Here is a 17382-nt window from a genome sequence, read left to right on the forward strand (position 1 = left end):
CACCAACTGGAGAAATGACTACGATGGCAATGACCGAAGAACAGGCAGCCTGGTTCGCGGAGACCTTTGAACGCCTCACGGCGAACGTCGGTGAAGCGGTGCTGGGCAAGAAGGACGTTGTCCGGCTCGTATTGACCGCCATGCTGGCTGAAGGCCACGTGCTGCTTGAAGATGCCCCCGGCACCGGCAAGACCATGCTGGCCCGTTCGCTGGCCGCCACGGTGCAGGGATCCAACTCCCGCATCCAGTTCACCCCGGACCTGCTGCCTTCTGACGTCACCGGCATCACCATCTATGACCAGAAGCAGCAGCTGTTCGAATTCCACCGCGGGCCCATCTTCGCGAACATCGTGCTTGCGGATGAAATCAACCGCGCTTCGCCCAAGACGCAGTCAGCGTTGCTGGAGGTGATGGAGGAATCCCGGGTCACCGTGGACGGGGAGACGTACACCCAGGACCGGCCGTTCATGGTGATCGCCACCCAGAACCCGATCGAGCAGGCGGGCACCTACCGGCTTCCCGAAGCCCAGCTGGACCGCTTCCTCATCAAGACCTCCATCGGCTATCCGGACCACGAGGCAACCCTGGAACTGCTCTCCGGCTCCTCCACCCGAGACCGTTCGGCGGCCCTCACCCCGGTGATCACGACGACGGCGGTCCGGGACATGGCCGAGCTGGGCACCACGGTGCACGTGGAACCCGCAGTGCTGGAGTACATCTCGCACCTCGTGTCAGCCACCCGAACGGCAACCGAAACACGGCTTGGCGTCAGCGTCCGCGGGGCCCTGGCGATGGTTCGCGTCGCGAAGATCCGGGCAGCTTCGGAGGGCCGGAACTATGTCCTGCCCGACGACGTCAAGGCGCTGGCACCGGCCGTCTGGACCCACCGGCTCGTGATGGACCCGGAAGCCGAGTTTGCCGGAGCCAGCCCCGAAGCCGTCCTGCTGTCAGTGCTTGCCGACGTGGCTGCACCCCAGCAGCGGGCCCAGGCGCAGGCCTAGGGACGACCATGCCAAAGTTTTCCGGGCGCGCCGGCCGGTGGAGCCAGCGCGCCGCAGTCAGCCTGCGCCGACGTGCCCTGCGAATGCGCCGTGCAGTCCTCCGCTCCGCTTACTGGCGGGCCGCCGCACCCAAACTGGCGCCGGCCGCCCGGCGCCTGGCTCCGGTCCTGGCGCGGACCGGAGCCGGACTCGGCTCGGCAGGACGCCGCCTGCGTGCGGCCATGGCCGCCGTCAGCCCGCTGGGCTGGCTGGCCGTGGGACTCACCTTTGTTCTTGTTCTCCTCGGCACCGTGTTCAACTGGCAGGAGGCGCTGGTTGCTGCCGTAGGTTCCGGTGTCCTGCTGGTGCTGGGAACGGCGTTCGTCGTCGGCCGGCTCTCCTATGACGTGGCACTGGACCTGGCCCGCACCCGGGTTGCCGTCGGCGACGCCGCGGTAGGCAGCCTCAGCATCACGAGCACGGCCGCGCGGTCGATGCTGCCGGTGACCTTTGAGCTTCCGGTGGGCGGAGCCGTCGCCGCGTTCGACCTGCCCCGCATGCGTCCGGGACACACACATGAGGAACTCTTCAGCATCCCTACGCGCCGCCGAGCCGTCATCAAAGTGGGACCCGTGGAATCCGTACGCCAGGATCCGCTGCGGCTGATGGGCAGGCGGCTCACCTGGGCCGATCCCGTGGACCTGTACGTGCACCCCCGCACCGTGTCCCTCAGCGGTTCCACCACAGGGTTCATCCGGGACCTGGAAGGCGAGCCCACTACGGACCTGTCCAGCTCGGACGTGGCCTTCCATGCCCTCAGGGCCTATGTTCCCGGTGATGACCGCCGGCACATCCACTGGAAGACCACCGCGCGGACGGGCACCCTGATGGTCCGTCAGTTTGAGGAAACCCGGCGTTCCCACGTGGCGGTCGCACTGTCTTTGAGCAGCGCCGAGTACACCTCCGAGGAGGACCTGGAACTGGCAGTGTCGGTTGCGGGTTCGCTGGGAGTCCAGGCGTTCCGTGAACAGCTGGCACTGTCGGTGCTGACCCAGGACGGGCCGCTGCGCTGCACCGCTGCGGGTGCCATGCTGGACGGCCTGACCGAGGCAGAGGGTAAGTCACGCACTTCCGGGATCGTCGACCTGGCCCGGATCACGGCGGATGCCGTGCCCAACGCCTCTGTCGTGTTCCTTGTAACGGGCACCGAACCCAACGGCGCCGCGCTGCGGTCCGCCTCGATGAAGGTGCCGCCGGGCATCCGCTGTATTGCGCTGCGTTGCGGAACGGGCCTGGAACCCGCTTTGGCCGCCATAGGCGATCTTGCGGTCCTGGACATCGGGGACCTGGAGTCCCTCCCCGGCGTGCTGCGGAAGGCTGTCGCGTGAGCACGAACGTAACCGGCCCGAAGGCGGCAGCCCTGCTGCCCCGGCTGGCTGACTGGGCGCTGCTCACGGCAGTGCTGACCCTCGGGATCCTGGGATTCGGACCCACCTTCGGCTGGGACATGCGGTTCCTGGTAGCCGGAATCGGCGGCATCCTGCTGGGCCTGGGCCTGGCCGAAGCATCCGCCAGGCTGCGCTGGGGATTCTGGGCCACCGCAGGCGCTGCGGCCGGCACCTACGTACTGCTGGGCAGCGCCTTCGCGGCACCGCTCGAAGCCATCGCCGGCATCATTCCCTCGTTCGCTTCCGTCCGGGTGCTGGTCCTGGGCATCGTTTTCGCGTGGAAGGACCTGCTGACCATCGCGCCGCCGGTCGGTCTCGCGGCAGGCATGCTGGTGGTGCCGTTCCTGCTTGGCCTGATTGGCGGACTGGTGGCCGGGCTCCTCGCCTGGCGTGCCCGCCGGCCCTATTGGGCGTTGGCTCCTGTCCTGGCCGTGTTCGTTGCAGGCATAGCCCTCGGCACGGACGAGGCGCCCCTGCCCGGCATCCGCGGGGCCGTGCTGATTGCCCTGACGATGCCTTGGCTCGCTTACCGGCGGGAGCTGGGCCGGTCCACGGTTGAAACCATTACCCTGGAGGGCACCGGCCCGGCTGCCGCGGCGTCCGCGGGGGAGGCTACCAGGCGAAACCTCCGCAGTGCGTCCGGGCAACCGTCCGCTGCGGCCCGTGCCGCCCGCGCGCGGCGGCTCGGTTTCGGAGCGGCCGTGCTTGCCGCAGCGCTGGCTGCGTCCCTTGGAACGGCTCCGCTGCTGGACCAGGGCACCGACCGCCGGGTGCTGCGCGACGTCGTCGAGCCACCCGTGGACCTCTTCGACTATCCCAGCCCGCTCACGGATTTCCGGCGGTATGTGAAGGACGAATCGGACACCACCCTCTTTACGGTGGAAGGACTGCCCGAGGGCCAGCGCATCCGCCTGGCCGCCCTGGACGCCTACGACGGCGTGGTCTACACCGTGGACCCGGGCAGCAACGGGAACTTCACCCGCGTGGGCGACGCACGCTCGGACCTGGCCCAGACGGCCGACGAGGACGGCACCAAGGCGAACCTGAAGTTCACCGTTGGCGAGTACAGCGGCGCCTGGGTTCCGGCAGGCGGGCAGGCCACGGGCTTCAAGGTAGCGGGTGATCGGGCCGCGGACCTTGCCGCCGGCCTCTACTACAGCGAAGCCTCCGGTACGGCGTTGACGGTGGCGCAGCTGCAGCCCGGGGACACTTATGAGGCCAGTGTCCTTTTCCCCGAAGAGCCCGACGACGCCCAGTTGGCCAAATACCGCTTCTCCTCCACCCAGCTTCCCCGGGTCTACAACGATCCGCCGATCCTGGGCTCGAAGGCGGCGGATTACGTGGGGGATGAGTCCCGCCCGGTCCAGCGCGTGCGCCGCCTGCAGCAGATCCTCGCCTCGGAGGGTTTCTTCAGCAACGGCAAGGAGGGGGAGACCCCCTCGCTGCCCGGCCACGGAGCCGCGCGGATGCTGCGGCTGATGGACGCGGACCAAATGGTCGGCGACGACGAGCAGTATGCCGTCGCCATGGCGTTGATGGCACGCAAGCTGGGCATCCCGGCTCGCGTGGTCATGGGCTTCTATCCGGATTGGGACGAAGTGAAGGATCCGTCGGCGCCGCTGGAAATCACCGGTGACGACGTCCACGCCTGGGTGGAGGTGGAGTTTGAACACGTGGGCTGGGTGCCCTTCTTCCCCACCCCGGATGAGGACAACGAACCGGTGCCGCCGCAGCAGCAGCCGAAGTCCACGCCGAAACCCCAGGTCCTGCAGCCGCCGCCTCCGCCGCAGGAACCTGCCGAGCTGCCTCCGGACACCGAGGCCGAGGCCCAGGACCCGGAGGAGCAGGAAGACGACTTCTGGGCTACGTTCCGGTACTGGCTGCGCCTTGTGGCCCTGGCCTCGCTGCCGCTTGTCATCCTGCTGGGCCCGTTGTTGCTGATCCTGCTGGTCAAGGTCCGACGGCGCCGGTCCCGGCGGAAGTCCGGCACACCCTCCCTGCGGGTCGGCGGCGGCTGGAAGGAAGTGGTGAGCCTGGCCACCGATCTCGGCAGCCGCCCGCCCAGCACCGCGACCCGGCGCGAACATGCCGCCCTCCTGCAGCATGCGTTCCCTGTCACGGCGGATTCGACTGCTCTCCTGGCCCGGCGCGCCGACGCAGGTATCTTCGGCCCGGGTGAACCTTCCGAGGCCGAGGTGGAAGAGTACTGGAAGCAGGTTGAGGAGCACCTGGGCAGGCTCGCAGGATCCGTGGGTTTCTGGCGGCGCCAGCGGGCCCGCTATTCGCCGCGCTCCCTGCTGCTCGACGCGCGGATGTGGACCCGCCGCCTCAGCCCGGGCCGCTGGGCGCTGCCGTCGGCTAGGGTAAGCAAGAGAACTCGTAAGCCAGATCACTTTAGTGAACCTTCCGGATAGGGCGTGAATGAACTCCGACGAAACTGCATCCCCGGATACCGATATGCACGCCGTGTTTGGCTACGCCTCGGACCGCGGACTACGCCGCGAACTGAATGAGGACTCGCTCATCGCCGCAGACCCGATTTTTGCCATCGCCGACGGCATGGGCGGGCATGAGGCGGGGGAGGTGGCCAGCAGCATCTGTGTCCGGACCCTTGGTGATTCCCCGATAGTGGGCAAGCACCTGCCGGAGTTCTCCGCCGAACAGCTGGAGGCCCTGGTCAAGGAGGCGGACCACCGCATCCGTGAAGCCACAGGCGGGCGGGCCGGCACCACGCTGACCGGTGCCGTCCTCGTCCGGGAAGGGGGAAACCCCTACTGGCTGGTGTTCAACGTGGGCGATTCACGCACCTACCGGCTGAGCCACGGCGTGCTGGAACAGATCACCGTGGACCACTCCGAGGTCCAGGAACTGGTGGATCTGGGACAGATCACCCCGGACGAGGCCCTGGTGCATCCGCGCCGCCACGTAGTCACCCGCGCCCTGGGCACCGGAAACGATGCCGAAGCGGACTTCTGGCTGATCCCGGTGGAACCCGGGGACCGGCTCCTGGTCTGCTCCGACGGCCTCACCGGCGAGGTTGCCGACGGGCACATCCTGCAGATCCTGACGTCCGTCACCAACCCCCAGGACGCCTGTGCCGCCTTGGTGCAGGCTGCGTTGCGCTCGGGCGGGCGGGACAACGTCACGGTATTGGTCATCGATGCCGAGGGCGGACCGGACGGACATGAGTCCGCCGCCATTACGTTGCCCGGAGGGGCCCAGGAACAGCAGCCCACCGGCCCGCGTCCGGTCGAAGGCGACCCGGCGGGTGCCGGCACCGACCCGGCGGTATCACGGAAGACCCCGGAGGAATGAAAGACCTGCGCTACCGCCCCGGGACGTGGGTGTGCCTGGTTCGCGATTCGGTACTGTGCCTGCTGCCTCCGGACACCGGGGAAGAGCGGGTACGGGAGATCTGGGCACTGCTGGCCACGGAGCCGGCACTCGACCGCGTTTTTTCGGTTGTCTCCGGGGGACTCTCCGGCAGCCTGGCCGATATGCCTTCCTTCGGTGTGCTTTCCCTGCGGGACCGGGAGCGCCTGCACGTCATCCTGCGCGGTCCGCTGGAACTGCAGCAGACCGGGAAGGACGAGCCTGCGGCGTCCGGCGAATTTGTCACCACCTGGAGCGAGCGGGTCCTGCCTGCCGGCGGTTCGTTCACCCTGAAGACCGCGGCTTCGGCTGGTGCTGCCGGAAGTTCCGCGGAGAATCCGCTGCTGCCGCTCGAAAGCGGCGTTGCCCTGGTTTCGATGCTGGAATTCGGCTCCCTGGAAGTCGGGGCGCGGGTAGTCGGTGCGCAGGGAACCGCCGGTGCGAAGCCCGCCGAAGCTCAGCCCGCGAAGGTCCAGCCCGCGCAGGTCCAGCCGGTGCCTGTCCAGCCGGTGGAATCCCGGCCGGCACCAATCCAGGTCGCTTCCCCGGAAGGGAACGCTGCCGCCTCCGGCGAACCCGTTCCGGCAGCGGAGCAAACCGTCGAACCCGTTCCGGCAGCGGAGCAAACCGTCGAACCCGTGCAGGAGCAGGTTTCCGCAGAGGAACCGGACCTGAGTGAGACCGTCCGTCCCCCGGAGGAGGCTTTCGTCCCGTCGGATACCCTCCAGCCTGCCGAAGCATCCCTTCCGCCTGCACCGAAGGCGGCTGACGCGCCGTCCGGTGCGCTGATCGATTCAGTTCCGTGGCTGGGCGGCACCTCGACGGCTCCCGCCGGTGCCCCGGGGCGTCCGGCCACAGCCCCCGTTCCCGCTGCTGCAGCCCCGGTGCCTGCAGCCCCCGTTCCCGCTGCTGCAGCCCCCGTGCCTGCAGCCCCGGCACCGGCGGCAGCCCCGGCGGCAACTGCCGATCAGGCTCCGGAAGACCTGGACCACGACGGCGACACCATCATGAGCAGCGAACTGACGAAGGCAGCACCGGCGCCTGCTCCTGCCGGGCACCCGAATACGGCCCCGACGGTTCTGGCCCGCACCTGCCCGCAGGGGCACGCAAATCCGCCTACGCGCAGCGTGTGCGTACACTGCGGGCAGCCGCTAGGCGAAGAGCCCCACCCGGTTAGCCGTCCTGCCCTGGGACGGGCCGTGTTTTCCACCGGTCACGCGGAGGTCCTGGACCGGAACATTATTGTTGGACGCCAGCCGTCAGTGGCCAGGACCCAGGGCTCCGACATGCCGCGGATGGTGCAGGTGCCCAGCAGCGGAGGCGATATTTCCCGTTCGCATGCGGAGATCCGGCTGGAGGGATGGCACGTGATGCTCCGGGACCTGTTCTCCACCAACGGCACCGTGCTGGTCCGCGAAGGACAGCTGCCGCACCGCCTTGGCCAGGGTGAAGGGGTAATCGTGCTCGACGGCGACACCGCCGAGCTCGGCGACGACGTCTGGATCCGGTTCGAAGGACTGGCATGAAGAAGCGTGCTCCGGCGCCCCCGCCGGAGATCTCCGGCTACCGCTATCTGCGGCACCTGGGCTCCGGCGGTTTTGCAGACGTCTACCTCTATGAGCAGGACCATCCCCGGCGGCGCGTTGCCGTCAAGGTGCTGCTCTCGGACCTGCGCACCAACAGTGCCCGGCGCAGTTTCGAGGCCGAAGCGAACCTCATGGCACAGCTGTCCTCGCACCCGTACATCGTCACCATCTACGAAGCGGACATCACTGAGGCAGGCCACTCCTATCTGGCCATGGAGTACTGCTCCCGGCCCAGCCTCGACATCAGGTACCGCCAGGGCGGCCTGCCGTTGGCTGAAGTGCTCACCATCGGCATCCAGGTGGCGTCCGCCGTCGAGACCGCCCACCGTGCCGGGATCGCCCACCGGGACATTAAACCGGCCAATATCCTCACCACGGACTACAACCGTCCCGCCCTGACCGACTTCGGGATTTCCGGCACCACCGAGGCCGCCGAGGACGAGGACCTGGGGCTGTCCATTCCCTGGTCGCCTCCGGAAGCGCTCACCGGCAGCCGGGCAGACGGAATCCGCGTTGACGTCTGGGCCCTCGGCGCCACCCTGTACACCCTGCTGGCAGCGCGTTCGCCGTTTGTGCTGCCCGGGCAGGGCAATACCCAGCGTGAACTGATCGACCGGATCGTCAGCCAGCCGCTGCGGCCCACCGGACGGGCGGATGTCCCGGAATCCCTGGAATTGGCTTTGGCCACGGCGATGGCCAAGTCGCCCGAGTCGCGGTTCTCTTCCGCCTACGCCTTCGGGCTGGCACTGCAGCGGATCCAAGGCGAGCTGAACCTCGCCAGCACCCCGTTCGAGGTGCTGCAGGAACCGGACCCGACTGAGGAGAGCGGCGAGGACGAGGACCGCACCCGCATCCGGCGCGTCGTCTCCATCGATCCAGGCACCACCACGCCGCCGCGCCGGGCACCCCTGCAGCGCCCGACGTCGTCAGTCACCGGCGCGCCCGGTACGGCGCGGGCGGCGGTTCCGGCCACGGTTTCCCCGGCCCCCTCCGGCGGCGGCGAAGCTGCCGCGGTCCATGAGGGCACGGTAATGCGTTCGGGGCTTGCGACGGTGGTACCGGCTCCGGGGGCCGTGGACCCGGCAGCTCCGCAGGCTTTCAGCTGGCCGGAACCGCCTCGGCGCCGGGGCAAGACCGCACTGCGCATCGGCCTGGTGACAGCGGCAGCGGCCGCCGTCGGCATTGTCGCCGCGGCCCTGCTGCTGCCCGAGACGGAGCCGAAGAGCGTCCTGCCCACGCCGTCGAAATCCGCGCAGAACCCCTTGGCGGGAACCGAAGGTGCGGTCCTTCCGCCGGAATCGCTGGCGGCCACTGTGGCGGACGGTTCGGTGTTGTTCACCTGGAGCAACCCGGAACCCGCAGACGGGGATATCTATCTGTGGCGGACGGTCAGCGCCACGGCCCGGGGAGAGATGGTCCGGACCCCGGAGACCAACGCACAGGTTCCGGCGTCGGACGGCGAGACCTGCATAGAAGTGCAGGTGGCGAGGGACAACGGAAAAGCATCGCCGCCGGTGGCGTTCTGCGCGCCGCAGTGAGAAGCAGCAGGTGCGGATGGACAATGAGGACGTAGCGGGGCCATGGGGGAGCCGCACGGAAAGCCGGGCAACCGGACAAGGGGGAGACGCGTGGGGGAGCTTGCCATAGAGTACTGCGGCGAATGGTACGAGCCGCAGGAGCCTGCCGTTTTCAGCATCGGCAGGGAGGGCGACCTGGCTATCGATGACAATCCCTACCTGCACCGGAAGTTCCTGAGCATTGCCAAGGACAACGGCATCTGGTGGCTGACGAATATCGGCAGCCGGATTTCGGCCACCATTGCGGACTCGGGCGGCGGTATGCAGGCCTGGTTGGCTCCCGGTGCCCGGCTTCCCATGGTCTTTGAACAGACCCGGATCATCTTCAGTGCCGGTTCCACCACCTACGAATTCGATGTCCACCTGAAAACGCCCACCTTCCGGCAGGATCCCCTCAGCGCAGCCGAGGGCGGGGACACCACCATCGGTCCCGTGCTCTTCACCGAGTCCCAGAAGGCAGTGATGGTGGCGCTGGCAGAACCGCTGCTGCGGCGAGACGGCACCGGCTACAGTGCCCTGCCGACATCCGCGGAGGCAGCGGAGCGGCTGGGCTGGTCGCAGACCCGGTTCAACCGGAAGCTGGATAACGTGTGCGAAAAGCTGGACCGGGTGGGTGTGGCGGGCCTGCGCGGAGCCGAGGGAAAACCGGCGTCGAACCGGCGGGCCCGTCTGGTGGAGCATGCCGTAACATCCCAGCTCGTAACCTCGGCCGACCTGGCACTGTTGGACCGTCCTGCCGATAATCCGGCAGGGACCGCTCCCATTCGCGAAAACGTGCAGCAGCAGGCACCCGAAGCGGCATTGCCCGGGGCCCGTACTTCGATCAACAGAACGACAAGGAACACCTAGATGGCCTCCAGCACGAACCTCGTCAATGCCACGGCTTTCCAGCGACTGGCCGCCAAGGTACTGGACGCGCTGCCGTCCGCGGTGCTGTTGCTGGCCGTGACCTGGCTGTTCTCGCTGGTCGGGGGCGACGACGCCCGGATACTGGGGATGACAACGGGAGCGGTACTGGCCGGCGGATATGCCCTGTGGCTCTGGATCTGGGAAGCCGGCTCCGGCAAGACCCCGGGAAACCTCGCCTTGGGCATCCGGACCACCGACGCCAACGGACACGCCCCGGGGCTGGTCCCCGTGCTGCTGCGAAACGCACTGCTCGGGGTGTCCGGCGTCGTGGTGGTAGGGCCGGTGGTTCTGCTGGTCTCCAACCTGTGGGATAAGAACCACCAGCGGCAGGGCTGGCATGACAAGGTTGCCGGCACCCTGGTGGTGGACGTGCGGGCCGGCCGTGATCCGCTGCTGACCGGCGGAATCCGGTCCGCCGACGCCTCCGGGTCTACACCTGCCGTCCCGCCGACGACGACGCCTGCCGGCTCTGCTGCCGCCCCGGTCACTGCGGTGCCGGGGTTCCCCTCTTCCGCCGTCCCCCAGACTGCTTCGTCCCCGTTCCAGACCGTGCCTGCTGCCGTGGCTGGTGCTCCTGCTGCACCGGCTGGTGCGCCCGTCCCGGCTCCGGTCTCCCCGCGGCGCGCGGCGGCTGCGGCGCTGACTGCCGGGGCGCTGCCGGCCCCTGTGCCGGCCCCAGCTCCTGCCGCTGCCCCGGCAGACGTTCCCCAGCATCCGGACGATGAGCTGGAAATGACCCGGGTAGCGTCCCGGCACCGCTCGACCGGCGTGTTGATGCAGTTCGACGACGGTGCCGCCGTCGTCGTCACAGGCACCGCGCTGCTGGGGCGGAACCCGGCAACCAAGCCCCAGGAAACGGTGGGGCAGCTACTCGACTTCGCGGACATGGGCCGCTCGGTCTCCAAGACCCATCTGCACCTGCAGGCGGATCCAAACGGCGTCTGGGTGACGGACCGCAATTCGACCAACGGCAGCGCCGTCGTCACCGCCCAGGGACTGCGGGAGGAACTCGAACCGCTGCGCCCTGTCCTTGCCCCCGCGGGCAGCACCGTTTTCTTCGGTGACCGCAGCTTCACCGTCTCCCGGGCATAGGAGTCCCGGGCCGCGTCCAGCCTGTAATCAGCGCGCCGGTTCTCCCACCAGCACGTCGCTGGCCGTCTCGTTCCAGAACAGCTGGAGGGTCTGTACCGGCCGTCCGGGCTGGACCAACTGGGCGCGTCCCGGTGGCAGTGCCCGGGCCCGGACACCGTTGATGAGCGTGCCTTCCCCGCGGTCGCCGGAGAGGATCAGCGCAGCGGCACCGGAATCACGCAGGGCCGTGAAGAAGGACTCGTACATGCCCCGGCTGGCACCGCGGACCCGGCGGGAAAGCACGGCGTGCAGTCCGATTTCCGGGGCCAGCGGCAGGAAGGGCGTCAACCTGCTCAGGGGGGACGAGCCACCGGCGGTCAGTACGTCATAGTCGTCGATCACCAGCACCACCCGGGGCAGGGCGGCGACCTCTTCGGGGGTGGCGCTGATCCGTTTCTGCAGCTCCCCGGCTACGGCGGAGGCCAGCTGTTCGGCCAGGGCCGCGCTGGTGGCATAACCGCCCAGGTAGTCGTCCGGCACCTCGTCCGCGAGCGTGCGCCGCGGATCGAAAACCGCGAACACAATGTCCTCGGCGTTGTGCTGTTCGGCCAGGCGGCGGATCACCGACCGCATGGCGTTGGTCTTGCCGGCGCCGTCGTCGCCCATGATCACCAGATGGCGTTCCTTGTTGTGCAGGTCCAGCAGCTCGGTGCCCAGGTCCGTCTCGCGCTGGCCCAGCGGCACAGTGGCCGGGGCCGCCGGCGTGGGGGCGGTTGCTGCGTCCACCACTGCCGGCAGGACGCGGACCTGCATGGCGCGTTCGTCCGTGGAGGCGGAAACCGCGTCCACCAGGTCCCGCATCCCGGAGTTGGCGGTGTCCGGGTCCGATTCGGAGTCGATGCGCGGAAGGGCGAAATGCCCCTGCAGCTTCCGGTCCATCAGTGCCCGGCCGGGCGTTCCCGGGCTCACGGCCTCGGCCAGTTTCCGGCCGTGCGCAGACTCCCCGGGATCGGACAGGCGCAGTTCAATCCGGTTGCCGAAGAAGCTTTGCTGCGCAATGCGGATTTCGTTCATCCGCGAGCAGGTCACCACCACATGGATGCCGTACCCGCCGCCGCGGCTGATCAGGGCATGCACGGATTTTTCAATCTCTTCGAACTCGTCCGAGAGCTGCCCGTAGCCGTCCAGCACCATCACGATGTCCGCACTGGGCAGTTCCGGGATGCCGCCCTGCGCACACAGACGGCGCAAAGTGGGCAGCGAGTCGATCTGGTACTTCTCGAAGATCCGCTCCCGCTGGGAGAGCATGGCCAGGATTTCATCCACCGTCCGGCGGACCACCTCACGGTTGGTGCGTACCGCCACACCACCCACGTGGGGGAGCCCTTCGAGCGGAACCAGGCCGCTGCCGAGGAGGTCAATGGCGTAGATACCCACTTCGGCCGGGGAATGGGTCAGGGACAGGCTGGCGACGAGCGTGCGCAGGGCGGTGCTTTTGCCGGTCTGCGGTCCGCCGACAATTGCCGCATTGCCGCCGTTGGCAGCCAGGTCCAGTTCCCAGATGCCCTGCCACTGCTTCGCCGGATCATCGAGCAGCCCTACCGGGACCTTCAAACCGCCGCCGGTAGCCAGGCGAATGCCGTGGCTGGTGGCGTCCAGCCCGCCCGCGGCGATGTCCAGCGCAATGCCTCCGGGGAGCGGCGGCAGCCAGATCGGTTCGACGGCGCGGGGGAATTTCGCGAGCGTGTCCATCAGGGTGGAGAGCACCGTGGGTCCGGTGGTCCGCTTGGAGCCGGAGGTCGACGCCGGTTTGGCGGGGTCCTGCGGTACAGCCTCTTCGAGGGTCGCGGCATACCGCGGGACGCGCAGGACGGCGGGCCGCCCGGCGTCGTCGGTCTCCGGCTCGTCCTCTTCTTCCAGCTCAAGGGGGCCGGAGACATACCCGGACTTGAACCGGGTGTACGTGGTGGTGTCCACCTTCAGGTACCCGAACCCGGGGACCGGCGGCAGGTGGAAGGCATCGGGGGTGTCCAGCACGGTGCGGGACTCAGCTTCGGAGAGCGTGCGCAGGCCGATCCGATAGGACAGATAGGTATCCAGGCCGCGGAGCTTGCCGCCCTCGATGCGCTGGCTGGAGAGCAGCAGGTGCACGCCGATCGACCGCCCAATGCGGCCGATGGACAGGAAAAGCTCAATGAAGTCCGGGCGTGCGGTCAGGAGCTCGCCGAATTCGTCAATGATCACCACCAGGTGCGGCAGCGGTGCCAGGTCCTTGCCCTGCGCCAGCAGCTCCTGCCGGTGCAGCTGGTAGTCGGTGATGTTGGCGAGGTTGCCGGCTTCCTTAAGGACTTCCTGCCGGCGCTGGATCTCGCCGGAGAGGCTGGCATAGACGCGTTCGATCAGGCTGACGTCGTCGGAAAGGTTGGTGATGACGCCGGTGACCTGGGGTGCGTTGGCGAAGGGGGCAAAGGTGGCGCCGCCCTTGTAGTCCACCAGCACCATGGCCAGCACCTCGGGGGAGTGCGTGGCCAGCAGGCCCACCACGAGGCTGCGCAGCATTTCGGACTTGCCGGAGCCGGTGGCACCCACGCACAGGCCGTGCGGGCCGTGCCCGAACTGTGCCGATTCCTTCAGGTCCAGCAGGGCCGGACGGCCGCGGTCATCGGGACCCAGCGGAACCCGCAGGAAGTCCACCTCCCCGCGGGGCTTCCACAACCGGCGGATATCGGCTTCATCCAGGCGCGGGGAGAGGCCCAGCATTTCCAGGAACCCCTGGGAGTTTTCCGAGGAATCGTGTTCCATCGAATCGGGGGAGAGCCGCAGCGGGGCCAGGCTGCGGGCCAGGGACTGTGCGAGCGGGACCGGCAACTGGTCCAGGGTGCCCGCCTCGATCACCGGCTCCACGGGGTCGGCCCGGTAGTTTTCCACCCGGAAGCCCTCGCCGTCCTCGCTGATGCGGATGGCCACTTCGCTGGGTTCCTGCCGGCGTTCCTGCACCAGGAACAGCGTGGTGATCCCAAGGGCGCCGGGGGAGGACTGCTTGTCCGGGACTGCCAGCTCCACCGGCAGCTCTCCGTAGGAATCGGCAACCACCAGCAGGCGGGGCAGCGCCGTGCCCACGCCTCCGCGCAGGAAGTTTTTCCGGGACTCCGCGGCCAGGCTGGAACGTCCGTGGAGGTCATCGGCCAGCAGGTCCGACAAGACGTCCATGGACGGGGCGAGCCGCCGGACGGGTCCGGTGCGGTGAGTGCTTTTCTGGTCGGCCAGGTGGGGCAGCCACGTGGCCCACTCCCAGTTCTCCCGTTCGGCCTCGGGCACGGCCAGGGCCAGGTGGAGGTCCTCCGGGGAATGGAAAGCCGCACCCTGGACCAGCAGCAGGCGGCTGACCCGCAGCACGAACTCCCGTGAGCCGACAATGCTGACATTCCCGGCGCAGTCCAGCGGTACCGTCAACGGCAGTTCGGGGCTGGACTCGTAGCGCCGCTTGAGGATCTCCAATTCGGTCGTCATGAAGGTGTCACTCTGCATTACCGCCGAACCGGAGTTCATGATCTGCACTTCACGGTTCTGGCGCGGACCGGTACCGATGCGCACGTGCAGGAAATCCTCGTTGTGCCGCCGCCGCTCCCAGATCCGGCGGGTGTTGCGGATGATGTCGAACAGGGCGTCCGGCGGCGGGCTGGCAATCCGGGCCACCTTGACGGCCGTGTGTTCCTCGGCGCGGAGCGTCGCACGGCAGCGTTCCAGATACTCGAGATAGTTTTCCCGCTGTTCCTTGCGCTGGCGGCCCTGCTTGCCGCGCTGGCTGACCATCATGATGACGGAGGCCAGGATGGTGACCACCATGGCCAGAGCGCCCACGGCAGCCAGCGGGGATCCGCGGAAGAGCATCATGACCGTCATGGAGATGCCTGCGCCGAGGAGGGGGACCAGCGACATCATGTTCATGCCGCCCTTGCCTTGTTGCATCTGCGGCGGGGCGTCCATGGTGAAGGGTTCCAGGCCGCGGGCGGGCGCCGTGGTCCGGGCCGGCCGGTGCAGGATTCGAACGCTCATGCCGTGGCCCTCGCCAGGACGCCGGCGGCCAGGGCGGCCGCCTCGAGACGGGTTCGCCGGGCGAGCAGGCCAAGGCTGATTTCCACTCCGGCGGCGAGGTGCCGGTCATATCCCAGCCCGACGGCGTCGATACCCATGCGCGTCAGACGGCGGGCTTCGGCGTCGGCGCGGAACGGCGCGTCCGGCTGGTTCCGGACTACCACCACCAGCAGCGGCACGGCCGCCAGTGCCGGGTCCCGCTGCCAGGCCGTGGCGTACAGGCCGGCATCTTCCAGGCCCGCCACGGAGGCTGTTGTCGTGAAGACCGCCAGATGCGACTGGGAAAGCGCCCACCGCGTGCTGGGGAGATCCAGCCCGGTGCCGCAGTCCATCACGGTGATGGGGCAGTACCGGGAGATGGTCAGGGACAGTGCCTTGGCGGCGGCGTCGTCGGCGGCCGGCCGTCCACCGGTGCCGCGGCGCCCGGTGACCAGCAGGTTCCCGCGGCCGGCGGGGGTCAGCAGTGCGGAGAGGTCAGCCAGAGACGTCGGCGGGCGGCGGGACAGCTCAGCTGCGGTGATATCCAGGGAGGCTGCGTCGGGGACACCGGTGCGCAGCGCCAGCGTGCCGCCGGAGGGAGCGTTGTCCAGGACCGTAACGGCGTCGGTGCGCATGGAGGAGTAGACCGATCCGAGCAGGGCCGCCAGCGTGGTCTTCCCGGCACCGCCGCGGGAGCCGACGACGGCGATGCGCCGGCCGGTGGACACCGGCGCCTGCGCCCCGGCCGCGGCCTCGGCCAGACGGTGCGGATAATCATCCCCGCGGAAGAGGTTCCCCGCGGAGCTGACCGACCGGCGGAGCAGGCCCTCGGCCGGACGGGTCCGCAGGGTGCGGCGGAGTCGCTGGGGCGTTGATTCGAAGCCGTCCGGAGTGGCGGTACCAGGGGCACCGTAGGGCAGCGGCTCGGCGTTCACGGGTGAGCTCATGGCTATAGTCCTCCACCGGCCGCGGCGGCCGGATCAGCGGGATGAAAGGTGGCGGATGGCGGGCAGGCCCGCGGGTGAAGCGATTCGCCCATCAGAAGCTGTCCAACAGCTGGGAGTAGATGCCGAACATCCCGATGACCAGGGGAATCGATGCCAGGATGGCGAAGGTCTCCAGGCGCTTGGCCAGCAGGCGAAGGCGGGCTTCGGCGTGGTCCGGCAGATCAAGGGTCAGGCTGACCGCGATGCAGGCGGCAAGGATCAGCACCGCCAGGCCCACAGCCCAGGGCGCGGAGGAGAAAAACCGCAGGGATGCGAGGGTGAGGGCGGTCAGCCCCACTCCGGACGCGGCGTACAGCGAAATGCGTTCGGCGGCGAGCGGGAAGGACCGGGCCCGGAGGAAGACCGCCAGGGTCAGGGCGAACAGCAGCGACAGCGTCCATTTCTGGTGCTCTGTGTCGGTACCGAGCACCCAGAGCCCCAACGCTATGGAAACCGATGTAAGGACCGCGCCCAGGGTGAGGCCCCGATGGGCACCGGCCACGGCCTCAAGCGCATCCGTCCTGCTGATGGTTCCACCGGTGGCACGCTGGTCATCCAGGGTTGCCAGGCCGGAGGCGGACAGTGCCAGCTTCGGGAGCAGGCCGAGCAGGAGGACACTCGCCACGGCGGCCAGCGCTGCCGTGCGGGAAGGGTTCTCGGAAACGATCCCCGCCGCCGCCCAGATCACGGTGGCCAAGGCAAGGGTGCCGGCGCCCGTGAAGAGGGCCCGCGGGTTGGCTGCGCTCAGCCCCATTCCCACAAGGGTCAGGACGGACAGCCCGGCGAACAACAGCAGGGTTGTTTCCGGTTCCAGGTCGCCGCGCAGCAGGGCGCCCAGGCCCAGCAGCCAGCCGGCCCCCTGCAGGGTGGGACCGATGGCGGAGGTCCGGGGCGGCCGTGCCAGCGCAGTGCCGGCCGTGAGGAGCACCAGGGACGCGGAGAGCAGCAGCCACCAGGCGTCGTCGGGGGCCACCGAGCCCAGGAGGATCTCTGCCCCTGCCCACAGGCCCACGGCAGCGAAGATGCCGGCGGTCAGTTCCCGGAACCTGTCGGTCCAGCGGCCGGAGACGGCCTCGGTCTCGCTGACCACCAGGTCCGTGACGTCATAGACGACGGCGGCGGGGGGTGCCTCGGACGCGTTGCAGAGCAGCAGGGAGGAACCGTCGGCTATTTCCGCACTGCTCAGCGTGCTCTCCGCGGCCAACTCGGTGCCGTCGGGTCCCACCAGGACCTTGGCGGCTACCTCATCTGCCGGCGGGTCGTTCAGCAGCTCCAGGACCTGCGGCATCAGTGCGCCAACGGGCTGGTCCGACGGCAGCAGCAGGTCCAGGTGGCGCCGGGAACCGATCAGTGTCACTCGGGTGAAGGCATGGGCCATG

At 68.7% G+C, this 17382-nt stretch carries 11 protein-coding genes; 8 read left to right on the plus strand and 3 right to left on the minus strand.

Features of this window, described 5'->3' with window-relative positions:
- Window positions 1-23 precede the first annotated feature (23 nt).
- The 8 genes from NNX35_RS13815 to NNX35_RS13850 all read left to right on the plus strand — a co-directional run bounded on the left by NNX35_RS13815 (window position 24) and on the right by NNX35_RS13850 (window position 10964).
- Window positions 24-1001 (plus strand): MoxR family ATPase, encoded by a 978-nt coding sequence (locus NNX35_RS13815; RefSeq protein ID WP_255767272.1) that lies wholly within the window; start codon window positions 24-26, stop codon window positions 999-1001.
- Between the two features lie 8 nt (window positions 1002-1009).
- Window positions 1010-2368, plus strand: a complete 1359-nt coding sequence (locus NNX35_RS13820) for a DUF58 domain-containing protein (RefSeq protein WP_255868063.1) — start codon at window positions 1010-1012, stop codon at window positions 2366-2368.
- Window positions 2365-4842, plus strand: coding sequence for a transglutaminaseTgpA domain-containing protein (locus NNX35_RS13825; RefSeq protein ID WP_255868064.1), 2478 nt, complete (start codon window positions 2365-2367; stop codon window positions 4840-4842). The genes NNX35_RS13820 and NNX35_RS13825 overlap by 4 nt, the downstream gene beginning before the upstream one ends.
- Window positions 4843-4849: 7 nt before the next feature.
- Window positions 4850-5743 carry a PP2C family serine/threonine-protein phosphatase gene (locus NNX35_RS13830; RefSeq protein WP_255767082.1) on the plus strand — a complete coding sequence of 298 codons (894 nt, stop codon included), beginning with the start codon at window positions 4850-4852 and terminating at the stop codon, window positions 5741-5743.
- Window positions 5740-7326 carry an FHA domain-containing protein gene (locus NNX35_RS13835; RefSeq protein ID WP_255868065.1) on the plus strand — a complete coding sequence of 529 codons (1587 nt, stop codon included), beginning with the start codon at window positions 5740-5742 and terminating at the stop codon, window positions 7324-7326. The genes NNX35_RS13830 and NNX35_RS13835 overlap by 4 nt, the downstream gene beginning before the upstream one ends.
- A complete protein-coding gene (locus NNX35_RS13840; RefSeq protein WP_255868066.1) occupies window positions 7323-8924 on the plus strand; it encodes a serine/threonine-protein kinase in 1602 nt (533 codons plus the stop codon). The genes NNX35_RS13835 and NNX35_RS13840 overlap by 4 nt, the downstream gene beginning before the upstream one ends.
- Before the next feature lie 90 nt (window positions 8925-9014).
- The gene (locus NNX35_RS13845; RefSeq protein WP_255868067.1) at window positions 9015-9812 is read left to right on the plus strand and encodes a hypothetical protein; all 798 of its coding nucleotides are present in this window, start codon (window positions 9015-9017) and stop codon (window positions 9810-9812) included.
- Window positions 9813-10964 (plus strand): RDD family protein, encoded by a 1152-nt coding sequence (locus tag NNX35_RS13850; RefSeq protein ID WP_255868068.1) that lies wholly within the window; start codon window positions 9813-9815, stop codon window positions 10962-10964.
- Window positions 10965-10991: 27 nt separating this feature from the next.
- On the opposite strand, the gene eccCa is transcribed toward NNX35_RS13850, so the two are convergent.
- From eccCa to eccD, 3 genes are all read right to left on the minus strand, one after another.
- Window positions 10992-14999 carry a type VII secretion protein EccCa gene (gene eccCa, locus NNX35_RS13855; protein WP_255868069.1) on the minus strand — a complete coding sequence of 1336 codons (4008 nt, stop codon included), beginning with the start codon at window positions 14997-14999 and terminating at the stop codon, window positions 10992-10994.
- Complete coding sequence (locus tag NNX35_RS13860; protein ID WP_255868071.1) at window positions 14996-15964, minus strand: hypothetical protein; 969 nt, start codon at window positions 15962-15964, stop codon at window positions 14996-14998. The genes eccCa and NNX35_RS13860 overlap by 4 nt, the downstream gene beginning before the upstream one ends.
- A gap of 91 nt (window positions 15965-16055) precedes the next feature.
- The gene (gene eccD, locus NNX35_RS13865; protein WP_255863414.1) at window positions 16056-17381 is read right to left on the minus strand and encodes a type VII secretion integral membrane protein EccD; all 1326 of its coding nucleotides are present in this window, start codon (window positions 17379-17381) and stop codon (window positions 16056-16058) included.
- Window position 17382: the final 1 nt, after the last annotated feature.

The sequence above is a fragment of the Arthrobacter sp. zg-Y844 genome, assembly GCF_024385465.1.
Lineage (GTDB): Bacteria > Actinomycetota > Actinomycetes > Actinomycetales > Micrococcaceae > Arthrobacter_B.

Excerpts from the sequence above, each read along its gene's own strand:
- NNX35_RS13815 (WP_255767272.1), top strand. The coding sequence starts at position 24 with ATGGCAATGACCGAAGAACAGGCAGCCTGGTTCGCGGAGACCTTTGAA.
- NNX35_RS13820 (WP_255868063.1), top strand. The coding sequence starts at position 1,010 with ATGCCAAAGTTTTCCGGGCGCGCCGGCCGGTGGAGCCAGCGCGCCGCA.
- NNX35_RS13830 (WP_255767082.1), top strand. The coding sequence starts at position 4,850 with ATGAACTCCGACGAAACTGCATCCCCGGATACCGATATGCACGCCGTG.
- NNX35_RS13835 (WP_255868065.1), top strand. The coding sequence starts at position 5,740 with ATGAAAGACCTGCGCTACCGCCCCGGGACGTGGGTGTGCCTGGTTCGC.
- NNX35_RS13840 (WP_255868066.1), top strand. The coding sequence starts at position 7,323 with ATGAAGAAGCGTGCTCCGGCGCCCCCGCCGGAGATCTCCGGCTACCGC.
- NNX35_RS13850 (WP_255868068.1), top strand. The coding sequence starts at position 9,813 with ATGGCCTCCAGCACGAACCTCGTCAATGCCACGGCTTTCCAGCGACTG.
- eccCa (WP_255868069.1), bottom strand. The coding sequence starts at position 14,999 with ATGAGCGTTCGAATCCTGCACCGGCCGGCCCGGACCACGGCGCCCGCC.
- NNX35_RS13860 (WP_255868071.1), bottom strand. The coding sequence starts at position 15,964 with ATGAGCTCACCCGTGAACGCCGAGCCGCTGCCCTACGGTGCCCCTGGT.
- eccD (WP_255863414.1), bottom strand. The coding sequence starts at position 17,381 with ATGGCCCATGCCTTCACCCGAGTGACACTGATCGGTTCCCGGCGCCAC.